The following is a 17775-nucleotide window of genomic DNA, read 5'->3' as shown; positions in this document are numbered from 1 at the left end:
GCAGTATCGGCGCACTATCGGGAACCGCCGAATTGCAGGACAGCCGTACTGTTAGAGTGTTCCCGGCCGTCGGCTCAGCCCTGTCGACGGTGAGAACTCAATCTCGGGGAGTTGATGTGACCAGCAAAGATTCGGTGAATTCGTTCGGAGCCCGCGACACCCTCAACGTCGGCGATGACTCGTATCAGATCTACCGCCTCGACGCCGTCCCCGGGACCGAGAAACTGCCCTACAGCCTGAAGGTCCTGGCGGAGAACCTGCTGCGCAACGAGGACGGCAGCAACATCACCAAGGACCACATCCAGGCCATCGCGAACTGGGATCCGTCCGCCGACCCGAGCATCGAGATCCAGTACACCCCGGCCCGGGTGGTCATGCAGGACTTCACCGGCGTGCCCTGCATCGTGGACCTGGCCACCATGCGGGAGGCCATCGGCGACCTCGGCGGGGACCCGAGCAAGGTGAACCCGCTGGCGCCGGCCGACCTGGTGATCGACCACTCGGTGATCGCCGACCTGTTCGGCCGCGCCGACGCCTTCGAGCGCAACGTCGAAATCGAATACCAGCGCAACGGTGAGCGCTACCAGTTCCTGCGCTGGGGGCAGGGCGCGTTCCGCGACTTCAAGGTGGTGCCGCCGGGCACCGGCATCGTGCACCAGGTCAACATCGAGTACCTGGCGCACGTGGTGATGAACCGCGACGGGGTGGTCTACCCGGACACCTGCGTGGGCACCGACTCGCACACCACGATGGTCAACGGCCTGGGCGTGCTGGGCTGGGGTGTCGGCGGCATCGAAGCCGAGGCCGCCATGCTGGGCCAGCCGGTGTCGATGCTGATCCCGCGGGTGGTCGGCTTCAAGCTGACCGGTGAGATCCAGCCCGGGGTGACCGCCACCGACGTGGTGCTCACCGTCACCGAGATGCTGCGCCGCCACGGCGTGGTGGGCAAGTTCGTCGAGTTCTACGGCAAGGGTGTGGCCCAGGTGCCGCTGGCCAACCGCGCCACGCTGGGCAACATGAGCCCCGAATTCGGTTCCACCGCAGCGATTTTTCCGGTTGACGAGGAGACCATCGACTACCTGCGGTTCACCGGGCGCGACGAGCAGCAGCTGGCGCTGGTGGAGGCCTACGCCAAGCGCCAAGGCATGTGGCACGACCCCAGCCATGAGCCGGCATACTCGGAGTACTTGGAGCTCGACCTGTCCGACGTGGTGCCCTCGATCGCCGGACCGAAGCGCCCCCAGGACCGGATCGCGCTCTCGGACGCGAAGACCGCGTTCCGCAAGGACATTCACAACTACGTCAACGAAGAGGGTGCCACCCCACACACCCAGCTCGACGAGGCCGTCGAGGAGTCGTTCCCGGCCAGCGATCCGGCCACCCTGTCCTTCGCCGATGACGGCGCGGTGCTCCCGTCGGCCGCCAACGGTTCCGAGGGCCGCCCGTCCAAGCCGGCGCCGGTCAAATCCGAGCGTGGCGAGTTCGTGCTCGACCACGGTGCGGTGGCGATCGCCGCGGTGACGTCGTGCACCAACACCTCCAACCCGGAGGTGATGCTGGGCGCGGCGCTGCTGGCCCGCAACGCCGTCGAGAAGGGCCTGACCACCAAGCCGTGGGTGAAGACCACGATGGCCCCGGGTTCGCAGGTGGTCAACGACTACTACGACAAGGCTGGCCTGTGGCCGTACCTGGAGAAGCTCGGCTTCTACCTGGTGGGCTACGGCTGCACCACCTGCATCGGCAACTCCGGCCCGCTGCCCGAGGAGATCTCCAAGGCCGTCAACGACAACGACCTGTCGGTGACCGCGGTGCTGTCGGGTAACCGCAACTTCGAGGGCCGCATCAACCCGGACGTGAAGATGAACTACCTGGCGTCGCCGCCGCTGGTGATCGCCTACGCGCTGGCCGGGACGATGGACTTCGACTTCGAGTCCGAGCCGCTGGGCCAAGACGAAAACGGCAATGACGTGTTCCTGCGCGACATCTGGCCGTCGCAGAAGGATGTCTCGGACACCATCGCCTCGGCGATCAACTCCGAGATGTTCACCAAGAACTACGCCGACGTGTTCAAGGGCGACGAGCGGTGGCGCAACCTGCCCACCCCCAGCGGCGACACCTTCGAGTGGGATGCGGACTCGACGTATGTGCGCAAACCCCCCTACTTCGACGGGATGCCCGCCAAGCCCGACCCGGTGGGCGACATCACCGGGGCGCGGGTATTGGCGCTGCTGGGTGATTCGGTGACCACCGACCACATTTCGCCGGCCGGCAGCATCAAGCCGGGCACCCCGGCCGCGCAGTACCTCGAGGAGCACGGGGTGCAGCGCGCGGATTACAACTCGTTCGGGTCGCGCCGCGGCAACCACGAGGTGATGATCCGGGGCACCTTCGCCAACATCCGGTTGCGTAACCTGCTGCTCGACGACGTCTCCGGCGGCTACACCCGGGACTTCACCCAGGACAACGGCCCGCAGGCGTTCATCTACGACGCGGCGCAAAACTATGCGGCACAGGACATCCCGCTGGTGGTGTTGGGCGGCAAGGAGTACGGCTCGGGTTCGTCACGGGACTGGGCGGCCAAGGGCACCCGGCTGCTCGGGGTGCGCGCGGTGATCGCCGAATCCTTCGAGCGCATCCACCGGTCGAACCTGATCGGCATGGGTGTGATCCCGTTGCAGTTCCCCGAGGGCGAGTCGGCGGCGTCGCTGAAGCTCGACGGCACCGAGGTGTTCGACCTCACCGGCATCGAAGCCCTCAACAACGGCAAGACGCCGAAGACGGTGCACGTCAAGGCCACCAAGGAGGGCGCGGACCCGGTCGAGTTCGACGCGGTGGTGCGCATCGACACCCCCGGGGAGGCCGACTACTACCGCAACGGCGGCATCCTGCAGTACGTGCTGCGCAACATGCTGAAGTCCAGCTAGCGCGGAACCACCCGTGCCCAGGGTCAGCGAGGACCATTTGGCGGCCCGCCGCCGACAAATCCTCGACGGTGCTCGTCGCTGCTTTGCCGTGCACGGCTACGACAAGGCGACGGTGCGCCGGCTGGAGCAGACGATCGGGTTGTCGCGGGGCGCGATCTTCCACCACTTCCGGGACAAGGACACGCTGTTCTTCGAGCTGGCCCGCGAAGACGCGCAGCGGATGGCCGATGTGGCGTCCCGTGAGGGGCTGATCCAGGTGATGCGGGACCTGCTGGCCGCGCCCGAGCAGTTCGACTGGCTGGCCACCCGGCTGGAGATCGCCCGAAAGCTGCGCAACGACCCGGCGTTCAGCCGCGGCTGGGCGGAGCGGTCCGCGGAATTGGCGGCCGCAACGACCGAGCGGCTGCGCCGGCAAAAGCAGGCCGGGCGGTTACGCGACGACGTGCCCAGCGACGTGCTGCAGTGCTATCTGGACCTGGTGCTCGACGGCCTGGTGGCCCGGCTGGCGTCCGGCGAAGACCCGCACCGGCTGTCCGCGGTGCTGGATTTGGTGGAGGATTCGGTGCGGCACCGCTAGCTTGGCCGGCCCGTCCGCTAGTTTGGCCGGCCCGTCCGTCCGCGAGGGTGCGCAAAATGCCAGCCGCACTCGGCGTGTCGTGTACAACTGCGCACGCTCGCGGCCGAGGCGGCGGTGCTAACGCGACCGGGTGCGGTGGTTGGGCCCGCCGCGGCTGCGCATGGTGGTGCCCGACTCCCGCAGCATGCTGTGAATGGATCCGTACGACCGGCCGGTGGACGCCACCAGGGTGCGGATGCTGGCCCCACCCTCGTAGGCGCTGCGCAACTCGTGGATCAGCTGGTCGCGCGGCTTCTTGGTCTTCGTCATCGACGCCTCCCCGGGTGGAACTTCGGTTCTCGACGCACTCAGGGTAGAAAGGCCGTGCTGGCGATGCGGCGCTTTGACCGAATTCGCCTTTGGCGCCGCACCGGTGACGCTGGCGCGGCTCAGGCCAGTTCGATGAGGTCGCGGTACTCCTCGGACCAGTAGTCCTCGGTGCCGTCGGGCAGCAGCACCACGCGCTGCGGGTCCAGCGCCTCGGCCGCACCCGGGTCGTGGGTGACCAGCACCACCGCCCCGGTGTAGCTGCGCAACGCATCCAGCACCTGCTCGCGCGACGCGGGATCCAGGTTGTTGGTGGGCTCGTCCAGCAGCAGCACATTCGCGGTGGAGGCCACCAGCCCGGCCAACGCCAGCCGGGTCTTCTCACCGCCGGAGAGGGTGCCGGCGGGCTGGTCCAGCTGCGCGCCGGTGAACATGAACGCCCCCAGCAGGCCGCGCAGATCCTGTTCCCCGGTGTCGGGTGCGGCGTGGCGGATGTTCTGCCACACCGTCGCCGCATTGTCGAGGGTGTCGTGTTCCTGAGCGAAATAGCCCATTTTCAACCCGTGTCCGGGTTCGATGCGCCCGGCGTCGGCGGTTTCCGCGCCCGCCAGCAGCCGCAGCAGGGTGGTCTTGCCCGCACCGTTGAGGCCGAGCACCACCACCCGCGACCCGCGGTCGATCGCCAGATCGACGCCGGTGAACACCTCCAGCGAGCCGTAGGTCTTGGTCAATCCGTTGGCGACCAGCGGGGTGCGCCCGCACGGCGCCGGGGTGGGGAATTTGATCCGTGCCACCTTGTCGGCGACCCGCTCATCGTCCAGGGCCGCCATCATCCGATCGGCGCGGCGCAACATGTTTTGCGCGGCAACGGCTTTGGTGGCTTTGGCGCCCATTTTGGCGGCCTGGTTGCGCAGCGCGGTGGCCTTGCGTTCGGCGTTGGCCCGCTCGCGGCGGCGACGCTGTTCGTCGGTGGCGCGGGCGTCCAGGTATTTCTGCCAACCCATGTTGTAGACGTCGGCTTCGCCGCGCACCGCATCCAGGAACCACACTCGGTTGACGACGTCGTCCAGCAGCTCGACGTTGTGGCTGATCAGCACCAGCCCACCGGTGTGCGCTTTGAGGAAATCGCGCAGCCACCCCAGCGAGTCGGCGTCGAGGTGGTTGGTGGGCTCGTCGAGCAGCAGCGTGGTGGCCGAGCCAGCGCCGGTGTCGGAGGCGGCGAACAGGATGCGGGCCAGCTCCACCCGGCGGCGCTGGCCGCCGGACAGGGTGCGCAGCTGTTGGGTCAACACCCGTTCGGGCAGGCCCAGGCTCGCACAGATCCGGCTGGCTTCGCTTTCGGCGCCGTAGCCGCCCAGCGCGGCGAACCGTTCCTCAAGCTGCCCGTAGCGGCGCACCGCGCGGTCCCGGGCGGCGTCGTCGGCGACCTCGGCCATCAGTGCCTGCTGTTTTTCCAGCTCGGCCAGCAGGGTGTCCAGTCCCCGCGCCGACAGCACCCGGTCACGCGCGGTCACGTCGAGGTTGCCCTCTTTGGGATCCTGTGGCAGGTAGCCGATCTCGCCGCTGCGGGTGACGGTGCCGGCGTACGGTTCGCCCTCCCCCGCCAGGATCCGCATGGTGGTGGTCTTGCCGGCGCCGTTACGCCCGACCAACCCGATGCGGTCGCCGGGCTGCACGCGCAGCGCGGGTCCGGCAGCGGCCAGCAGCGTGCGCGCTCCGGCGCGGACCTCGAGGTCCGTTGCGGTGATCATCCGCGCCGCTCCTCCTCATCGCTGCGCTCTGCATCGTCGCTGGCGCGGATCACGCGCAGCCACTCCTGTGTGTATTACTTGTCGTCGGTGAACACCGGCGGCCGCTTCTCGGCGCGCGCGGCGACGGCTTCTTCAAAGTTGCTGGTCAGCAGGCGCACATACAGTTGTCCCAGCCCCTCGGCCTGCATATGCCCCTCTAGACTACCGGCGTCCAGTCCACTCCAGAGTGTGCGCTTGGTCAACTCGATACCGGGTCGGGAGAAGGCGGCGATCCGTTCGGCCAGGTCGTAGCAGGTGGCCAGCAGTTCGGCGTCGGGCACCGTGCGGGACACCAGCCCGATCCGTTCGGCTTCGGCGGCGTCGACGTCGCGGCCGGTCAGCATGATCTCGAACGCCCGCGACGAGCCCACCGCCCGCGGCAGCAGGTAGCTCAGCCCCAGCTCGCTGGCGGTCAGCCCGTTGTTGATGCCGGCGGCCCGGAAATAGGCGCCCGATCCGGCGACGCGGATGTCGGCGGCCAGGGCCAAACACAGCCCGCCGCCGATGGCGGCGCCGTTGACGGCGGCGATCACCGGCTGGTGCAGGCGCCGCAACCCGAGGATGACGTCGTCGAGCAGCTCCATCGACCGCAGCCCGTACGCCGGCCGGGTCAGCCCGTCGACGTGCGGGACGCTGCCCGCGGACTTGTGGTCGGCGCCCGAGGAGAAGCCGTTGCCGGCCCCGGTCAACACCACCGCCCGGACCGCGTTGTCGTAAGTGATCTCCGCCAAGGCCTCCTTGAGCGGCACCATGACGTCGAACGCCATCGAGTTCATCCGCTCCGGCCGGTTGAGGGTGATCAGCGCGACCCCGGGCCGCGGGCGGTCGACAAGAACGAAGTTGTTCGGGGGATTCACGCAATGCACGCTATCGCGTGCCGGCCCCTACACCTGGTCGGGCTTGGGCTGCTCGGCGATCGCGGCGTCGATGTCGAAATCCTTGACCTTCTGCACCAGGTCTTCCAGCGCGGCCGGCGGCAGCGCCCCGGCCTGGTTGAACACCAGGTGGCCCTTCTTGAACGCCATCAACGTCGGAATGGAGCGGATCTCGGCGGCCGCCGCCAACTGCTGCTCGGCCTCGGTGTCGACCTTCGCGTGCACGACGTCGGGGTGCTTTTCCGCCGACGCCTCGAACGTGGGGGCGAACTGCTTACACGGCCCGCACCACGACGCCCAGAAGTCGACCAGCACGATGTCGTTGCCGTTGATGGTGTCGTTGAACTGTGCGGCAGTAAGTTCTTGGGTAGCCATGCCCGGGTCAACGCGGCAAGCCGGTGCCGTGTTCCCCATGAGTGGCTACCAGCGGCGATAAGCGCGTTCGCGACTGTGCGATTTCATACGCTACGCAGGCGTTTCGCGTATGACACCGCACAGTCGGCGCGATTTTCCTCAGGTCAGATGGTCGTAGTCGCCGCGCACCCAGGCGGCATGCCGGGCGGCCGACCGCTGCACCGCGGCCTGCCCGTCGGTGTCGATGGCGTTGGTGAACAGGCCGTAGATGCGGTCGAAGCTCAACCCGGCCAGCGTGTCGGCCATCCGCTCCACGACCGCCGCCGACAGCGGCAGCAGGTTGGGGTAGCTGCGCAGGAACCCGACCGTACGCCGGTCCGGGTTGGGGAAGACGGTGTCGCCGACCAGCAGCACGCCGCGCCCGTCGGCGCCGTCGCGCCAGCAGGCCACCGCGCTGCCCGGGAAATGCCCGCCGACCCGCACCACCGACAGCGACGGGGTCAGCGCCACCGTGTCGCTCCACTGCTGAATCACCGGGTCGGGCCGCATCACCCAGCCGGCGTCGGCGGCGTTGACGTACACCGGCACCCCGCCCAGCCGGTGGCTCCACTCCACCTGCGCGCCGAACATGTGCGGATGGCTGGCCACAATCGCCACCACCGGGCCGCGCTCGGCCACCGCGGCCACCGCGGCGTCGTCGACGAAGCCGGACGGATCCCACAGCACATTGCCGGCCGCACCGCACACCAGCTTGCCGACCTGACCGATCCCGAACGCCGGCGTGGCGCCGACCCCGACCAAGCCGTCTTCGATGACGCTGACCTGCGAGCCGGTTCCCTCGGCGGTCAGCTGCTCCAGCGTCGTCCACTGCTGGCCGCCGCGCGGCACCCACTGGCGTTCGTCGGCGCAGATCGCGCAGACCTCCGAGCGGCTCGCGTGCTCGACACCACAGGTCCGGCACAACCAGAACATGGCACAACCCTATGGGGTGGGCGGCCGGTCGCGTGGGTCAGACGGTGAACCCGAGCGCGCGCAACTGCTCGCGCCCGTCGTCGGTAATCTTGTCCGGGCCCCACGGCGGGGACCACACCCAGTTGATCTTGAGTTCGCTGACCAGCCCGCCGGCGACCAGCGCGGTGCGGGACTGGTCCTCGATCATGTCCTGCAGCGGACACGCCGGTGAGGTCAGCGTCATGTCGAGCAGCGCCACCGGTCCGGTGTCGCCGTGCTCGACCTCCAGGCTGTACACCAGCCCCAGATCGACCACGTTGATGCCGAGTTCGGGGTCGATGACGTCGTGCATCGCTTCGTCGACGTCGGCGAGCAACGCGTCGTGCGGCGTGGCTGTTTCGCTCATCGGTTACCTCCAGTTGAGGGCACAGCGCTGGTGGCTTCGACCAGCGCAGTCTTGAATGCCGTCCACCCCAGCAGCGCGCATTTCACCCGCGCCGGATACTTCGCGACCCCGGCGAACGCGACGCCGTCGCCGATCACGGCCTCATCGCCTTCGACGGTGCCGCGGGAGGAAACCATCTCGGTGAACGCGGCGACGGTCTGCAGCGCCTGCGGGACGGTTTGCCCGATCACCTGATCGGTGAGCACCGAGGTGGCGGCCTGGCTGATCGAGCAGCCCTGCCCGTCGTAGGAGATGTCGGCGACGGTGTCGCCGTCGTCGGACAAGGCGACCCGCAGCGTCACCTCGTCCCCGCAGATCGGGTTGGTGTGGTGGACTTCGGCGTTGAACGGCTCCCGCAGACCACGGTGGTGCGGATGCTTGTAGTGATCGAGGATCACCTCTTGATAGATCTGTTCCAGCCGCACGCTCACGCTCCGCCGAAGAAGGTCACGGCCCGGCGCACCCCGGCCACCAGCCGGTCGACTTCGTCGAGCGTGTTGTACACCGCGAACGACGCCCGGGCGGTGGCGGCGATCCCGAACCGCGCATGCAACGGCATCGCGCAGTGGTGCCCGACCCGCACCGCCACCCCGTCGTCGTCGAGGACCTGCCCGACATCGTGGGCGTGGACCCCCTTGACCACGAACGACACCGGCGATCCGCGGTCGACTAGCGAGCGCGGCCCGATGATCCGGATGCCGTCGATCCCGGACAGCCCGTCCAGCGCGGCGGCCACCAACCGTGCTTCGTGGGCCTCGACCGCGTCCATGCCGATCGCGTTGAGGTACCGGGCGGCCGCGGCCAGCGCCACCACCTGCGAGGTCATCGGGGTGCCGGCCTCGAACCGCTGTGGCGGCGGCGCGTAGCTGCTGATCGCCATCGCCACCGTCTCGATCATCGACCCGCCGGTCAGAAACGGCGGTGCCGCCGACAGCAACTCACCGCGACCGTACAGCACGCCAATCCCGTTGGGGCCCAGCATTTTATGGCCGGAGAAGGCGGCGAAGTCGACGTCCAGGGCGTGCAGGTCGACCGGCTGGTGCGGCACCGACTGGCAGGCGTCCAGCACGGTCAGCGCACCGACGGCCTTGGCTCGGGTGACCAGTTCGGCGACCGGGGCGACCGCCCCGGTGACGTTGGAGTGATGGCTGAACGCCACAACTTTGACGCGTTCGTCGAGCTGCAAGGAGTCCAGGTCGATGCGGCCGTCGTCGGTGACCGAGTACCAGCGCAACTCGGCCCCGGTGCGTCGCGCCAACTCCTGCCACGGGATCAGGTTGGCGTGGTGCTCGAGTTCGGTGGTGACGATGACGTCGCCGGGCCCCACCGCGTGCGGAAACCGGTTGTCGCCCAGCACATAGGACACCAGGTTGAGCGCTTCGGTGGCGTTCTTGGTGAACACCAGCTCGTCGGGGCCGGCGCCGACGAAGGCGGCGATGGCGGCGCGGCCGTCCTCGTAGGCGTCGGTGGCCTCCTCCATCAGCTGGTGCGCGCCGCGGTGTACCGCCCCGTTGGACGTGGTCAAGAAGTCACGTTCGGCGTCGAGGACCTGCACCGGACGCTGGGAGGTGGCGCCGGAATCCAGGTAGGCCAGTTGGGCTCCGCCCCGCATCACCCGTTTGAGGATCGGGAAATCGGCGCGGATGGCGTCCAGGTCGAGCGTCATCGCTAGGCTCCGGCGGACGCTGCCTGCTGGGTGAACCGCTCATAGCCGTGCTCTTCGAGTTCGTCGGCCAGTTCGGGGCCGCCGGACTCGACGATGCGCCCGCCGACGAACACGTGCACGAACTGCGGCTGGATGTAGCGCAGGATGCGGGTGTAGTGGGTGATCAACAGGATGCCGCCGTGCTCGGCCGCCGCGTAGCGGTTCACCCCCTCGCTGACCACCCGCAGCGCGTCGACGTCCAACCCGGAGTCGGTCTCATCGAGGATGGCGATCTTGGGCTTGAGCAACGACAGCTGCAAGATCTCGTGCCGCTTCTTTTCCCCACCGGAGAAGCCTTCGTTGACGCTGCGTTCGGCGAAAGCCGCGTCGATCTCCAGCTCCCCCATCGCCGCCTTGACCTCTTTGACCCAGTGCCGCAGTTTCGGTGCCTCACCACGCACCGCGGTCGCCGCGCTGCGCAAAAAGTTCGACATGGACACCCCCGGCACCTCCACCGGGTATTGCATGGCCAAAAACAGCCCGGCGCGGGCGCGTTCGTCCACGCTCATGTCCAGCACGTTCTCCCCGTCCAGGGTGATCGATCCGGACGTCACCTGGTATTTGGGGTGCCCGGCGATGGCGTAGGACAGGGTGGACTTCCCCGAGCCGTTGGGGCCCATCACCGCGTGGGTTTCGCCGGAACGCACCGTGAGGTTCACTCCGGTCAGGATCGGGATGTCGCGTTCCCCGGCGGCGGCGTCGGGGTTGTCGACGCTGACGTGCAGGTCTTTGATTTCCAAAGTGGTCATGAGGCTGTGGTCTTTTCCGTGAGTTCCAGTTCGTGTTCGATGGCGTCGGTCAGGCGGTCCCGCACGTGCGGCACCGCGATTTTGGCGATGATTTCGCCGAAGAAGCCGCGCACCACCAGGCGGCGGGCCTGCTCTTCGGGGATGCCGCGGGCCCGCAGGTAGAACAGTTGCTCGTCGTCGAATCGTCCGGTGGCGCTGGCGTGTCCGGCGCCGACGATCTCGCCGGTCTCGATCTCCAGGTTGGGCACCGAGTCGGCACGCGCGCCGTCGGTGAGCACCAGGTTGCGGTTCACCTCGAAGGTGTTGGTGCCGGTGGCCGCCGCCCGGATCAGCACGTCACCCACCCACACGGTGTGCGCGTCGGGCAGCGACGAGTCCGGATCGCCTTGCAGCGCCCCCTTGTACAGCACGTTGGACTTGCAGTCGGGGTGGGCGTGGTCGATCAGCAGCCGCGACTCGAGGTGCTGGCCGTCGTCGGCGAAGTACAGGCCGAGCAGTTCGGCGTCGCCGCCCGGGGCGGTGAACCGCACCGTTGACGACATCCGCACCAGCTCGCCGCCCAGCGTGACCGCAACGTGGCGCAGCACCGCATCCTTGCCCAGGCGGGCGTGCTGGGCGCTGAGGTGCACGGTGTCGTCGGCCCAGTCGGCGATCCACACCACCGTGAGCCGGGCGGCGTCGCCGACCACGAATTCGACGTTGTCGGCGTAGGTTCCGCTGCCCCGCTGGTCGATGACGACGACGGCCTCGGCGAGCTCCTCGACGCGGATCTGCAGATGCCCGTAGGCGACGGCGCCCGCTCCGGGCCCGGTCACCACGACGTCGATCGGATCGGCGACCCGGGTGTCGCGGCCGACGGTGACCAGCGTCGCGGAGTTGAACGACGAAAACGCCTGGGCGGCAACACGGTCGGTCGGGACTCCGCCCTGACCGAGCCGCTCGTCGCCGCGCCGCACGGTTTCCACCCGCACCCCGGGCTGTTCGGTGACGGCGATCTGCGCGCTGCCGGTGGCCGGGGCCGACCCGTCGTGCAGGCCGCGCAGCCGGCGCAGCGGGGTGAACCGCCAGATCTCGTCGCGGTGGCCGGGGACCTCGAAGGCGTCGACGTCGAACGAGGCGAATTGCTCGCCCTTGTTGATCGCTGTCGAAGACCCCGCTGGTGTTCCCTCCACGGCCAGGTTCTGAGCCGTCATCCGACCGCGCCCTCCATCTGCAGTTCGATCAGCCGGTTGAGCTCCAGCGCGTACTCCATCGGCAGTTCCTTGGCGATCGGCTCCACGAAGCCGCGCACCACCATGGCCATCGCCTCGTCCTCGGTCAGCCCGCGGCTCATCAGGTAGAACAGCTGGTTCTCACTGACCTTGGACACGGTGGCCTCGTGGCCCATCGTGACGTCGTCCTCGCGGATGTCGACGTACGGGTAGGTGTCGCTGCGGCTGACCGTGTCGACCAGCAGCGCATCGCATTTCACGCTGGAGCGCGACCCGTTCGCGCCCTTGTTCACCTGGACCAGGCCCCGGTAGGAGGCGCGGCCACCGCCACGGGCCACCGACTTCGACACGATGTTGCTCGACGTGTTGGGTGCCAGGTGCAGCATCTTGGCGCCGGTGTCCTGGTGCTGGCCCTCACCGGCGAACGCCACCGAGAGGACCTCGCCCTTGGCGTGCTCGCCGGTCATCCACACCGCCGGGTACTTCATGGTGACCTTGGAGCCGATGTTGCCGTCGATCCATTCCATGGTGGCGCCGGCCTCGGCGCGGGCTCGCTTGGTGACCAGGTTGTAGACGTTGTTCGACCAGTTCTGGATGGTGGTGTAGCGGCACCGGCCGCCGGGTTTGACGATGATCTCCACCACCGCCGAGTGCAGCGAGTCCGACTTGTAGATGGGTGCCGTGCAGCCCTCCACGTAGTGCACGTAGGCGCCCTCGTCGACGATGATCAGGGTGCGCTCGAACTGGCCCATGTTCTCGGTGTTGATCCGGAAGTAGGCCTGCAGCGGGATCTCGACGTGCACCCCGGGCGGCACATAGATGAACGACCCGCCGGACCACACCGCGGTGTTCAGCGCGGAGAACTTGTTGTCCCCGGCCGGGATGACGGTGGAAAAGTACTGCTTGAAGATGTCCTCGTGCTCACGCAGCCCCGAGTCGGTGTCTAAGAAGATAACCCCTTGGGCCTCAAGGTCTTCCCGGATCTGGTGGTAGACCACCTCGGATTCGTACTGCGCGGCCACACCGGCGACCAGGCGCTGCTTTTCGGCTTCGGGGATGCCGAGCCGGTCATAGGTATTGCGGATGTCCTCAGGCAGGTCCTCCCAGCTGGCCGCCTGCTTTTCGGTGGACCGCACGAAGTACTTGATGTTGTCGAAGTCGATGTCACCCAGGTTGGAGCCCCAGGTCGGCATCGGCTTCTTGTTGAACGTGCGCAGCGCGCGCAGCCGGCTCTGAAGCATCCACTCCGGCTCGTTCTTCTTCGCCGAGATGTCGCGCACCACCGCCTCGGACAGGCCGCGCTGCGCGCTGGCCCCGGCGGCGTCGGAGTCCGCCCAGCCGTAACCGTAACGGCCCAGCGAGGCGATGGCCTCTTCCTGGGACAGCGGTTCTGCGGGCTTGTGAAGCTCGGGGGTGGTCGTCATTACGACGCTCCTTGCTTGCTCGTGGTGGCTTCGGCGCGGGCTGTGCGCCGAAGTGCTATCGGGTGGCTAATGGTGGGTACCGGTCAGGGGGACGTGGGTGGTGCAGGCGCAGTCGCCGTTGACGATGGTCGCCAGCCGCTGCACGTGCGTGCCGAGCACCTCGGCCATGGCCTGTTGTTCGGTCTCGCACAGCTCGGGGAATTCCTCGGCGACGTGTGAGACCGGGCAGTGGTGCTGGCAGATCTGCACGCCCGGCAGCGGCCCGCGCACCCGCGTGGTGGTGGCGGCGTATCCGGCCCGGGTGAAGGCTTCGGCGATCTGCTCGGCGGCGGTCTCGACGTCGTCGGCCGGCTCGACCTCCGACAAAATCGTGTCGATGCGTCGGCGGGCGAAGGTGCGCACCGCGTCCTCGCCGCCGATTTCGCGCAGCTGCCGGATGGCCGCCGAGGCCAAGTCGTCGTAGCGGTGTTCGAGCTTGGCCCGCCCGGCCGCGGTGAGCCGGTAGCGTTTCGCCGGCCGGCCGCGCCCCACCTGCTGCCACGCCTCCGCGGCGTGCGCTTCGGCGTCACCGAGTTCGATCAGCGCTTCCAGGTGGCGCCGCACCCCGGCGGCCGACAGTCCCAGCCGCTCGCCGATCTCCCCGGCGGTGATCGACCCAGACTCCATCAACAGCCGCACCACCGCACGGCGGGTGTGGCCGTCGTGCGTGGCGGCGGCACTGGTGGGGTCCGCCCCGGGCACGGCCATGCCGTCGCCCTCACGCTCCGTCCGGATTTTCACAACACCAGTGTGACGCAATTCCGGTGACGGGTCTAGCAAGGCTACCCTCAATGAGGGTTGCGCTGCTCACACCGGTCGGCCCGGACGCGGCGGTTACGCTGCTGTGATGGCCGCCCGCCAATACTCGTTGAGCACCTCGCTGGCCCGCTGGCACGGCGACGAGCGGGCGGTGGGCTCCCCGCTCAACGAGTCCGAGGTCGTCGCGCTGCGCCGCACCCGGCTGTTCGGGGCGACCGGCACCGTGCTGATGGGCATCGGCGCGCTGGGCGCCGGGGCGCGGCCGGTGGTGCAGGACCCGACGTTCGGGGTGCGGCTGCTCAACCTGCCGTCCCGGATTCAGACGGTGTCGTTGACGATGACCACCACCGGCGCGGTGATGATGGCGCTGGCCTGGCTGATGCTGGGCCGGTTCGCGCTGGGTAGCCGGCAAATGTCGCGCAGCCAGCTGGATCGCACCCTGCTGCTGTGGATGCTGCCGCTGTTGGTGGCGCCGCCGATGTACAGCAAGGACGTCTACTCGTATCTGGCGCAAAGCCAGATCTCCCGGCTGGGGCTCGACCCGTATCGGGTGGGCCCGGCGCCCGGGTTGGGGCTGGGCCACGTGTTCACCCTGTCGGTGCCCAGCCTGTGGCGGGAAACCCCGGCACCATACGGTCCGCTGTTCTTATGGGTCGGGCGCGGGATTTCGGCCCTGACCGGGGAGAACATCGTCGCCGCCGTGCTGTGTCACCGACTGGTGGTGCTGATCGGGGTGGGCCTGATCGTGTGGGCCACCCCGCGGCTGGCGCGACGCTGCGGGGTGGCCGAGGTCAGTGCGCTGTGGCTGGGCGCGGCCAACCCGCTGCTGCTCATGCACCTGGTCGCCGGGATTCACAACGAGGCCCTGATGCTCGGCTTGATGCTGACCGGCGTCGAGTTCGCGTTGCGCGGGGTGGATGCGACCACGCCGCTGATGCCCGCGCGGCCCTGGCAGTGGCCGCGCGACCGCGCGCACTGGCTGCAGTGGGCGCCGCTGGGCATGCTGCTGGCCGGCGCGGTGCTGATCACGCTGTCCTCGCAGGTGAAGCTGCCCTCGCTGCTGGCGTTGGGGTTTGTCGCGATGGCCCTGGCGTGGCGCTGGGGCGGGAACCTGCGGGCGTTTCTGCTGGCCGGTGGGGCGATGACGGTGCTGGCGGTGGTGGTGATCGGGCTCATCGGCTGGGCCAGCCGGCTCGGTTTCGGCTGGGTCTACACGCTGGGCACCGCCAACGTGGTGCGCAGTTGGATGTCGCCGCCGACGCTGATCGCGCTGGGCACCGGCCAGGTGGGCATCCTGCTGGGGCTCGGTGATCACACCACCGCGGTGCTGTCGCTGACCCGTGGCATCGGCGTGTTGATCATCGCGGTGATGGTGGCCTGGTTGTTGCTGCTGGTGCTGCGCGGTCGGCTGCACCCGGTCGGCGGGCTCGGCGTCGCGCTGGGGGTGACGGTGCTGCTGTTTCCGGTGGTGCAGCCGTGGTACCTGCTGTGGGCGATCATCCCGCTGGCAGCCTGGGCCACCCGCCCGGGGTTCCGGATCGCGGCGATCGCGGTGACATTCATCGTCGGGGTGTTCGGTCCGACCGCCAACGGTGATCGCTTCGCGCTGTTTCAGATCCTGGACGCCACCTTGGCCAGCACCATCATCGTGGCGCTGCTCATCGCGGTGACCTACGCCTGGCTGCCCTGGCGGCAGCTGCCGGGCGATCAAACCGGGCCGGTGCCGACCGAGCTGGCCGCCGATAACACGCCCACCGCGGCGGCCCCGGCCCCGACCCAGCCGCCCACGGTGCTGCCGGGCGCTTACGCTGATTCCCCGTGAACTCGTCGGCCGAAGTCCCCGTGCGGTTGCGCGGGGTGTGCAAACGGTACGGGACCAGCCCGTCTGCCATCCAGGCGGTCGCCGACCTGGATCTGCAGGTGCAGCGCGCCGAGGTGCTGGCGCTGCTGGGACCCAACGGGGCCGGCAAGACCACCACCGTCGAGATGTGCGAGGGCTTTGTGCGCCCCGACGCGGGCAGCATCGAGGTGCTGGGGCTGGATCCGATCGCCGACAACGCCCGGCTGCGGCCGCGGATCGGGGTGATGCTGCAGGGCGGCGGCGGGTACCCGGCCGCGCGCGCCGGCGAGATGCTCAACCTGGTCGCCGCCTACTCGGCCAACCCGCTGGACCCGCAGTGGCTGCTGGACACGTTGGGTCTCACCGAGGCCGCCCGCACCACCTACCGGCGGCTGTCCGGCGGGCAACAGCAGCGGCTGGCATTGGCCTGCGCGCTGGTCGGCCGACCCGAACTGGTGTTTCTCGACGAGCCCACCGCCGGGATGGACGCGCACGCCCGGGTGCTGGTCTGGGAGCTCATCGACGCGTTGCGCCGCGACGGCGTCACCGTGGTGCTGACCACCCACCACCTCAAGGAGGCCGAGGAACTCGCCGACCGGCTGGTGATCATCGACCACGGCGTGACGGTGGCGGCGGGCACCCCGGCGGAATTGACCCGCACCGGCGCCAAGGACCAGTTGCGCTTTACCGCACCCCGCCGGCTGGACCTGTCTTTGCTGGTCTCGGCGCTGCCGGAGAATTACCGGGCCAGCGAGGTGGCCCCGGGCGAATACCTGGTCGAGGGCGCCGTCGACCCGCAGGTGCTGGCCACGGTCACCGCGTGGTGCGCGCAGCTCGACGTGCTGGCCACCGATCTGCGGGTCGAGCAACGCAGCCTCGAGGATGTGTTCTTGGACCTGACCGGCAGGGAGTTACGACCGTGACCAGCGCCCATTTCCCGGCGGACACCTTCGCCCCGGACCCGCGGCCCAACACGGTGGCGCGGATGCTGACCGCGCAGTTCGGGCTGGAGTTGAAGCTGCTGCTGCGCAACGGCGAGCAGCTGCTGCTGACCATGTTCATCCCGATCACCCTGCTGGTGGGGTTAACGCTGCTGCCACTGGGCTCGTTCGGCGACCGGCCACGGGTGGCCACCTTCGTCCCGGCCATCATGGCGCTGGCGGTGATCTCCACGGCGTTCACCGGGCAGGCCATCGCGGTCGCGTTCGACCGCCGCTACGGCGCCCTGAAACGGCTGGGCGCCACCGCGCTGCCGGTGTGGGGGGTCATCGTCGGCAAGTCACTGGCGGTGGTGGCGGTGGTGGCCTTGCAGTCAATCCTTTTGGGCTCCATCGGGTTTGCGCTCGGCTGGCGGCCCGCGCCGGCGGGGCTGGCGCTGGGCGCAGTGGTGATCGCGCTGGGCACCGCCGGTTTCGCCGCGCTGGGGTTGCTGCTCGGCGGCACGCTGCGCGCCGAGATCGTGCTGGCCGTCGCCAACCTGTTGTGGTTCGTGTTCGCCGGATTCGGCGCGCTGACCCTGGAAAACGACACCATTCCCGCGGCGATGAAGTGGGTCGCGCGGCTCACCCCGTCGGGCGCGCTGACCGAGGCGTTATCCCAGGCGATGACGGTATCGGTCGACTGGTTCGGTTTCGCCGTGTTGGTGGTGTGGGGCGCACTGGCCGCGGTGGGCGCGCTGCGCTGGTTCCGGTTCACCTGAGCCCGGCTGCCGTTGCCGTGGCCGCGAAAGTGCGTCCACGCAGGTGTGCACTCGGGCGGATTCATACGGTCAGTGCAACGTCTAGTGGTTTTGGAGGTTGCTGTGCCGCGTGGTTATCCGGTTGTGG

The 17775-nt window shown here is 68.8% G+C and carries 16 protein-coding genes and 1 pseudogene; 5 read left to right on the top strand and 12 right to left on the bottom strand.

Annotation, left to right across the window (positions count from 1 at the left end):
* Positions 1–116: 116 nt before the first annotated feature.
* Together acnA and ACAG26_RS22450 are read left to right on the top strand one after the other, a co-directional pair.
* The gene (gene acnA, locus ACAG26_RS22455) at positions 117–2924 is read left to right on the top strand and encodes an aconitate hydratase AcnA (protein WP_370485285.1); all 2808 of its coding nucleotides are present in this window, start codon (positions 117–119) and stop codon (positions 2922–2924) included.
* Between the two features lie 13 nt (positions 2925–2937).
* On the top strand, positions 2938–3501 hold the full coding sequence (locus tag ACAG26_RS22450) for a TetR/AcrR family transcriptional regulator (protein WP_370485284.1): 564 nt from the start codon (positions 2938–2940) through the stop codon (positions 3499–3501).
* 117 nt (positions 3502–3618) lie between these two features.
* Here the strand turns inward: ACAG26_RS22450 and ACAG26_RS22445 are convergent, their stop codons facing one another.
* From ACAG26_RS22445 to ACAG26_RS22390, 12 genes and pseudogenes are all read right to left on the bottom strand, one after another.
* The gene (locus ACAG26_RS22445; RefSeq protein WP_071022167.1) at positions 3619–3810 is read right to left on the bottom strand and encodes a helix-turn-helix domain-containing protein; all 192 of its coding nucleotides are present in this window, start codon (positions 3808–3810) and stop codon (positions 3619–3621) included.
* Between the two features lie 119 nt (positions 3811–3929).
* Complete coding sequence (locus ACAG26_RS22440; protein ID WP_370485283.1) at positions 3930–5558, bottom strand: ABC-F family ATP-binding cassette domain-containing protein; 1629 nt, start codon at positions 5556–5558, stop codon at positions 3930–3932.
* A gap of 74 nt (positions 5559–5632) precedes the next feature.
* The gene (locus ACAG26_RS22435) at positions 5633–6454 is read right to left on the bottom strand and encodes an enoyl-CoA hydratase (protein ID WP_370485282.1); all 822 of its coding nucleotides are present in this window, start codon (positions 6452–6454) and stop codon (positions 5633–5635) included.
* 27 nt (positions 6455–6481) lie between these two features.
* Complete coding sequence (gene trxA, locus ACAG26_RS22430; protein WP_370485281.1) at positions 6482–6886, bottom strand: thioredoxin; 405 nt, start codon at positions 6884–6886, stop codon at positions 6482–6484.
* Positions 6887–6985: 99 nt separating this feature from the next.
* Complete coding sequence (locus ACAG26_RS22425; protein ID WP_370485280.1) at positions 6986–7798, bottom strand: MBL fold metallo-hydrolase; 813 nt, start codon at positions 7796–7798, stop codon at positions 6986–6988.
* Positions 7799–7835: 37 nt separating this feature from the next.
* Positions 7836–8183 (bottom strand): metal-sulfur cluster assembly factor, encoded by a 348-nt coding sequence (locus ACAG26_RS22420; RefSeq protein WP_370485279.1) that lies wholly within the window; start codon positions 8181–8183, stop codon positions 7836–7838.
* Positions 8161–8653: pseudogene (sufU, locus tag ACAG26_RS22415) on the bottom strand (Fe-S cluster assembly sulfur transfer protein SufU); the annotation flags it as partial. The pseudogene sufU and the gene ACAG26_RS22420, both read right to left, overlap by 23 nt.
* Positions 8650–9888: a cysteine desulfurase gene (locus ACAG26_RS22410; RefSeq protein ID WP_370485278.1), complete on the bottom strand. Its 1239-nt coding sequence runs from the start codon at positions 9886–9888 to the stop codon at positions 8650–8652. The pseudogene sufU and the gene ACAG26_RS22410, both read right to left, overlap by 4 nt.
* A 2-nt stretch (positions 9889–9890) precedes the next feature.
* Entirely contained in the window at positions 9891–10676 is a 786-nt protein-coding gene (sufC, locus tag ACAG26_RS22405) for a Fe-S cluster assembly ATPase SufC (RefSeq protein WP_370485277.1), read from the bottom strand.
* On the bottom strand, positions 10673–11869 hold the full coding sequence (sufD, locus tag ACAG26_RS22400) for a Fe-S cluster assembly protein SufD (protein WP_370485276.1): 1197 nt from the start codon (positions 11867–11869) through the stop codon (positions 10673–10675). Before sufD ends, sufC begins: the two co-directional genes overlap by 4 nt.
* On the bottom strand, positions 11866–13311 hold the full coding sequence (sufB, locus tag ACAG26_RS22395; RefSeq protein WP_370485275.1) for a Fe-S cluster assembly protein SufB: 1446 nt from the start codon (positions 13309–13311) through the stop codon (positions 11866–11868). The genes sufD and sufB overlap by 4 nt, the downstream gene beginning before the upstream one ends.
* A gap of 66 nt (positions 13312–13377) precedes the next feature.
* Positions 13378–14130, bottom strand: a complete 753-nt coding sequence (locus tag ACAG26_RS22390; protein ID WP_370485274.1) for a helix-turn-helix transcriptional regulator — start codon at positions 14128–14130, stop codon at positions 13378–13380.
* Between the two features lie 67 nt (positions 14131–14197).
* Here ACAG26_RS22390 and mptB point away from each other — a divergent pair, with 67 nt between their 5' ends.
* The 3 genes from mptB to ACAG26_RS22375 are packed head-to-tail and all read left to right on the top strand — an operon-like array spanning position 14198 to position 17648.
* Entirely contained in the window at positions 14198–15931 is a 1734-nt protein-coding gene (mptB, locus tag ACAG26_RS22385) for a polyprenol phosphomannose-dependent alpha 1,6 mannosyltransferase MptB (protein ID WP_370485273.1), read from the top strand.
* Positions 15928–16872 carry an ABC transporter ATP-binding protein gene (locus tag ACAG26_RS22380; RefSeq protein WP_370485272.1) on the top strand — a complete coding sequence of 315 codons (945 nt, stop codon included), beginning with the start codon at positions 15928–15930 and terminating at the stop codon, positions 16870–16872. The genes mptB and ACAG26_RS22380 overlap by 4 nt, the downstream gene beginning before the upstream one ends.
* Entirely contained in the window at positions 16869–17648 is a 780-nt protein-coding gene (locus ACAG26_RS22375; protein ID WP_370485271.1) for an ABC transporter permease, read from the top strand. Before ACAG26_RS22380 ends, ACAG26_RS22375 begins: the two co-directional genes overlap by 4 nt.
* Positions 17649–17775: the final 127 nt, after the last annotated feature.

Source organism: Mycobacterium sp. pUA109 (genome assembly GCF_041287095.1).
GTDB lineage: Bacteria > Actinomycetota > Actinomycetes > Mycobacteriales > Mycobacteriaceae > Mycobacterium.
This window is presented reverse-complemented; position numbering and strand designations above follow the sequence as displayed.

Bases quoted from the DNA above. Each gene is read 5' to 3' on its own strand.
- ACAG26_RS22420 (WP_370485279.1), bottom strand. From the start codon at position 8,183: ATGAGCGAAACAGCCACGCCGCACGACGCGTTGCTCGCCGACGTCGAC.
- ACAG26_RS22410 (WP_370485278.1), bottom strand. From the start codon at position 9,888: ATGACGCTCGACCTGGACGCCATCCGCGCCGATTTCCCGATCCTCAAA.
- mptB (WP_370485273.1), top strand. From the start codon at position 14,198: ATGGCCGCCCGCCAATACTCGTTGAGCACCTCGCTGGCCCGCTGGCAC.
- sufD (WP_370485276.1), bottom strand. From the start codon at position 11,869: ATGACGGCTCAGAACCTGGCCGTGGAGGGAACACCAGCGGGGTCTTCG.
- ACAG26_RS22440 (WP_370485283.1), bottom strand. From the start codon at position 5,558: ATGATCACCGCAACGGACCTCGAGGTCCGCGCCGGAGCGCGCACGCTG.
- sufB (WP_370485275.1), bottom strand. From the start codon at position 13,311: ATGACGACCACCCCCGAGCTTCACAAGCCCGCAGAACCGCTGTCCCAG.
- sufC (WP_370485277.1), bottom strand. From the start codon at position 10,676: ATGACCACTTTGGAAATCAAAGACCTGCACGTCAGCGTCGACAACCCC.
- ACAG26_RS22445 (WP_071022167.1), bottom strand. From the start codon at position 3,810: ATGACGAAGACCAAGAAGCCGCGCGACCAGCTGATCCACGAGTTGCGC.
- trxA (WP_370485281.1), bottom strand. From the start codon at position 6,886: ATGGGGAACACGGCACCGGCTTGCCGCGTTGACCCGGGCATGGCTACC.
- ACAG26_RS22425 (WP_370485280.1), bottom strand. From the start codon at position 7,798: ATGTTCTGGTTGTGCCGGACCTGTGGTGTCGAGCACGCGAGCCGCTCG.